This is a genomic window from Mesorhizobium sp. M7A.F.Ca.CA.002.05.1.1 (assembly GCF_003998335.1).
Taxonomy (GTDB): Bacteria; Pseudomonadota; Alphaproteobacteria; order Rhizobiales; family Rhizobiaceae; genus Mesorhizobium.
The window spans coordinates 1-4,583 of the sequence record NZ_RZQI01000473.1; the positions used below are offsets into that span (position 1 = coordinate 1).

7 protein-coding genes are annotated in these 4,583 nt (G+C 66.1%); 6 read left to right on the forward strand and 1 reads right to left on the reverse strand.

All coding sequences use genetic code 11. The features are described 5' to 3' along the window. From argJ to EN939_RS21810, 5 genes are all read left to right on the forward strand, one after another. A partial coding sequence (gene argJ / locus EN939_RS21790; RefSeq protein WP_127269616.1) for a bifunctional glutamate N-acetyltransferase/amino-acid acetyltransferase ArgJ occupies nt 1-1,147 on the forward strand: 1,147 nt, incomplete at its 5' end. 29 nt (nt 1,148-1,176) lie between these two features. Next, the gene (locus EN939_RS21795; protein WP_127269617.1) at nt 1,177-1,929 is read left to right on the forward strand and encodes a GNAT family N-acetyltransferase; all 753 of its coding nucleotides are present in this window, start codon (nt 1,177-1,179) and stop codon (nt 1,927-1,929) included. Next, a complete protein-coding gene (locus tag EN939_RS21800; RefSeq protein WP_127269618.1) occupies nt 1,922-2,344 on the forward strand; it encodes a (deoxy)nucleoside triphosphate pyrophosphohydrolase in 423 nt (140 codons plus the stop codon). Before EN939_RS21795 ends, EN939_RS21800 begins: the two co-directional genes overlap by 8 nt. A gap of 128 nt (nt 2,345-2,472) precedes the next feature. After that, nucleotides 2,473-2,787, forward strand: coding sequence for a hypothetical protein (locus EN939_RS21805; RefSeq protein WP_013529445.1), 315 nt, complete (start codon nt 2,473-2,475; stop codon nt 2,785-2,787). Nucleotides 2,788-2,896: 109 nt separating this feature from the next. Then, nucleotides 2,897-3,082, forward strand: coding sequence for a Flp family type IVb pilin (locus EN939_RS21810; protein WP_013529446.1), 186 nt, complete (start codon nt 2,897-2,899; stop codon nt 3,080-3,082). A gap of 27 nt (nt 3,083-3,109) precedes the next feature. On the opposite strand, the gene EN939_RS21815 is transcribed toward EN939_RS21810, so the two are convergent. Beyond that, nucleotides 3,110-3,985, reverse strand: a complete 876-nt coding sequence (locus EN939_RS21815; protein ID WP_127269619.1) for a class I SAM-dependent methyltransferase — start codon at nt 3,983-3,985, stop codon at nt 3,110-3,112. A gap of 65 nt (nt 3,986-4,050) precedes the next feature. Between EN939_RS21815 and EN939_RS21820 the strand changes: the two genes are divergently transcribed. Beyond that, nucleotides 4,051-4,583: ComF family protein (locus EN939_RS21820; protein WP_164751134.1), on the forward strand; the 533-nt coding region annotated here is incomplete at its 3' end.

Below are 4,583 nucleotides of genomic sequence, written 5' to 3' on the forward strand. Positions count from 1 at the left end.
GTACAAGAGCCGCACCGATCTTTTGACCATGGTCTTCGATGAAGGCACCGCGGTCGCCGGCGTGTTCACGAAATCGAAATGCCCTTCGGCGCCGGTCGATTTCTGCCGGCAGAATCTCGGCGCAGGCAAGGCCCGGGTGCTGGTCGTCAATTCCGGCAACGCCAACGCCTTCACCGGCAAGAAAGGCCGCGAGTCGACCGCGCTGACCGGCGAGGCGGCGGCGAAGGCGGCCGGCTGCACGGCAACGGAGGTTTTCCTGGCCTCGACGGGCGTCATCGGCGAGCCGCTCGACACCAGCAAATTCAGCCACCTGCTGGCCGGGCTGGTCAGCAACGGCAAGCCCGGGCTGTGGACCGAGGCGGCAAAGGCGATCATGACCACGGATACCTATCCGAAACTGGCGACTGCGACCGTCAAGCTCGGCGATACCGAAGTCACCATCAACGGCATTTCCAAGGGCGCCGGCATGATTGCGCCCGACATGGCGACGATGCTCTCCTTCATCGCCACCGATGCGCCGATCGCCGCCCCCGTCCTGCAGGATCTGTTGTCGCGCGGCACGGCCAAGTCCTTCAACGCGGTCACCGTCGACAGCGACACGTCGACCAGCGACACGCTGCTGATCTTCGCCACCGGCAAGGCCGCCAAGCGCGGCGCGCCGGAGATAACCGATCCCAAGGATGCCCGTCTCGGCGCGTTCCGCCGGGCGCTCGGCAAGGTGCTGAAATCGCTGGCGCTGCAAGTGGTGCGCGACGGCGAGGGCGCCCGCAAGCAGGTCGAAGTCACCGTCACCGGCGCCAAATCGGCGCGCTCGGCCAAGCGCATCGCGCTGTCCATCGCCAATTCGCCGCTGGTCAAGACGGCGGTCGCCGGCGAGGACGCCAATTGGGGCCGCGTCGTCATGGCCGTCGGCAAGGCCGGCGAACCCGCCGATCGCGACCGGCTGTCGATCTGGTTCGGCGACAACAGGCTGGCGCATGAAGGCGAGCGCGACCCCGGCTACTCCGAGGCCGCGACGTCGGCCTACATGAAGCGCGACGACATCCGCATCCGTGCCGATATCGGCATCGGCCGCGGCAAGGCGACGGTGTGGACCTGCGATCTCACCAAGGAATATGTCGCCATCAATGGCGATTATCGGAGCTGACGGTTTTGAGCTCCAGGCATCCGGCAAGCATGCTCGCGATCGTACGCCGCTACGAGGCGGCCGGCTTTCGCGCCTGGCCGGCAGCCGCCGTCCACTATGACGGCACCTGGGTGGTGCGGCTGACCGCCGGCCATCCGGCCAAGCGGCTGAACTCGGTCAATCCGCTCGATCCCGGCGATATCATGCACATGGCCGACCGTATCGGACGGGCCAGCCGCCGTTTCGATGCCTATGGAAGGCCGCTGACGTTCCGCATGTCGCCGCTGTCGGGTCCCGATCTCGCCAGCCATCTCGACCGCGAGGGCTGGAGCCGGTTCGACGAGTCGCTGGTCATGCGGCTGCCGCTGGCCGGCGCGCAGCTCGACGCCGCCATGGACCAGATTCCGCTCAAGGACATCAGCCGCTTCATCGGCGCGTTGCTCAAGGTCAGCGGTTCGGATGTTTCGCTGCGCCCCGGCCTGTCAGAGATCATCGGCGCCATCCAGCCCGAAGCCGGGCTGTTCGCGCTCGAAGATGGAGCCGAGGCGCTGGCGACGCTTATCTGCGTGCATGACGGCGATCTCGCCGGCCTGTTCGAGGTCGCCACCGACAGATCGGCGCGCAACAAGGGCCATGGCCGCAACCTGATCCTGTCGGCGCTGAAATGGGCGCGGCTGCGGGGCGCGCGGGAAGCCTGGCTGCAGGTCGAGGCCAACAACGTGCCGGCGCTGGCGCTCTACCATTCGCTCGGCTTCGAGGAAGTCTATCGCTACCACTACCGCCGGCCGCCGGGTCATGAATAATGTCGTGACCGCCGGCAAACGCCTGCTCCTGGTCGCCGCCTGCGCGCTGGTCGATGCCGACGGCCGGGTGCTTCTGGCGCAGCGGCCTCAGGGCAAGCAACTTGCCGGATTGTGGGAATTTCCCGGCGGCAAGGTCGAGCCCGGCGAGACGCCCGAACAATGCATCATTCGCGAACTGCATGAGGAAATCGGCATCGAAACCGACATTCCCTGCCTGGCGCCGCTCACTTTCGCCAGTCATTCCTACGACGATTTCCACCTGCTGATGCCGCTGTTCATCTGCCGCCGCTTCCGCGGCATCGCCCATCCCAGGGAAGGGCAGGCGCTGAAATGGGTGCGGCCAAAGCAGATGCGCGACTATCCGATGCCGCCGGCCGATGCGCCGCTAATCCCGTTCCTCATCGATCTTCTCTGAGGCTCGCGTCCGGTCGGTTCCTGGTCGAGGCGTGTATCAGCCAGCGTTAATGGAAGATTTATCTCGTCGTGAAAAATTGAAGCATGGCCGTTCGCGGCCGAGCCGTCGATTTGCCGGGGAGCGATAGCATGAGCCTAGACAGGGATTGGGACTCGATCCGGCCCGAGCGCGGTTTTCGCGCCGCCGATGCGGGCATGGGCATATTGCGCATCACGCTGCTGTTCGGTTCGGCCGCGGTGGCGCTGGCGCTGATCGCAACCCCCTTCCTCGACAGCCAGACACGCTCGCTGTCGGCCCGTGATGGTTTCGGCGGGCTTGACATGGCGGCGACAGGCTCGATCGGCCATCGCGAAACCTACACGCTGCGCCGCAGCGTGCTGCAGCCGCAACCGAGCTCGGTCTGCATCATCAGGTCCAATGGCAGGAGCAGCGGCGACTGCTGACATGGTTAAGAGATTTCGGAAAGGCGGCGGTTTCATCGCCTGTTAAGCCTTTGCCGTTAACCTTTCTTAACAGGTCGGCTGTAAGGTCCCGGACAGAGGGGTTGAGGCCATGAAAGCAGTGCTGCTGGGTTTTCTGAACGACGAGACCGGCGCCACGGCCGTCGAATATGGCGTCATCATCGCCGTGCTGTCGCTGGCCATCGTCGGCGGTATCGGTGAGGTCCGCGACGGGATCATCTGGCTGTTCAGCGACAACAACAGCAAGCTTGCGAACGCTTTCGCACCCACGCCCTGATCCGGCTTTCCGCGCCTGCGGGCAGGATCATTGCCCGCCGGGCGCCTCCAGGATTGTTCCCAGCGAGACCTTGGCCGACCCTGGCTTAAGCGGTTTTTGCTGCGATGCGTCGGGCGCCCAGCCGGACATCCAGACAATCGAGAAACTTGCCCTCACGCGGCCGTCGGGGTCGGAAAACCGCTCGGCGTAGATTTCCGCCGCGCGGGCAAACAGCTTGCGCGAGCCCGGCCGCCGGCTGCGATCGGTGAGCGCAGAGGTTTCGCCCATGGCCCGCAGATCCGCCATCAGGTTGAACAGGCTGGCATAGCGCACCGTCACCGTCTCGACGTCGGCGACCGGCAGAGCGAGACCGGCGCGCTGCAGCAGCGCACCGGCATCGCGCACGTCGGTGAACGGGGCGACACGCGGACTGGCGCCGCCGTAAAGCTCGGTCTCGGCCGAAAGCAGGCTTTCGCGCAACTCGAAAAGCGTACCGGCGCCGGCAAAGGCGCCGAGGAAAAGACCATCCGGCCGCAACGCACGGCGGATCTGGATCAGCATGCCGGGGATGTCGTTCATGGCCTGCAGCGACAGAAGCGACACCGCCAGATCGAGGCTTTCCGCTTCGAACGGCACGGTTTCGAGCGGTGCGATCAAGCCGGCGCCGCCACCGCTCAGGAAGGCCGTGTCCGCCTCGACGCGGACGATGTCGGCGACCTTGCCGCTTTCGGCGAGCGTTTCTGCCGCCGCCGGCGTCTGGCAAAACAGCACAGCCGCCTTGCCGAACCTGCGCTCGACGGCGCCCAGCCGGTCGGCAAGGTCCTCGGCCGTGCGGCGCATGAGGAAGTCCGCACCGTCGACCGGATGGGCAAGCGCGCGCCGCTTGTGCGCCAGCCATAGAGAGGTATCCATTATCGGCTGCAACGGGCAGATCCTTTGTTTGTCCACGCTCCGGGATCGTTGATATAGTGGCGCGCAGGAGCAACCACGTGGCCGATCCGATGCCCAAGATCAAGTCCATCGCGATCACGAACCTGGCCCGGTCGGTTGTCGGCTGGCCGGCGCGTATGCTGTTTCCGCCGGTCTGCGCCGGTTGCCGCCGGCATGTCTCGCAGCCAGGCGTGCTGTGCGGCGCCTGCTGGCCGAAGCTCAGGCTGCTGGAGCGGCCATGGTGCCCGGTCATGGGCACGCCGTTCACCCACCATATGGGCGAAGGCTTTCTGTCGGCCGAGGCGATTGCCGATCCGCCGCCTTTCGAGCGGGCGCGGGCGGCGGTCGCCTATTCCGGCGTTGCCCGCCAGATGGTGCAGGGGCTGAAATACCAGGATCGCACGGATCTGGCACCCTGGATGGCGCGCTGGATGGTTCGCGCCGGTGCCGATCTCATCGCCGAGGCGGATGTGGTGGTGCCGGTGCCGCTGCACTGGCGGCGCTTTTTCAGGCGGCGCTTCAACCAATCGGCGGAACTGGCGAGGGCGGTCTCGACGCTTAGTCAACTGCCCTTCGCCCCCTCGGCGGGGCG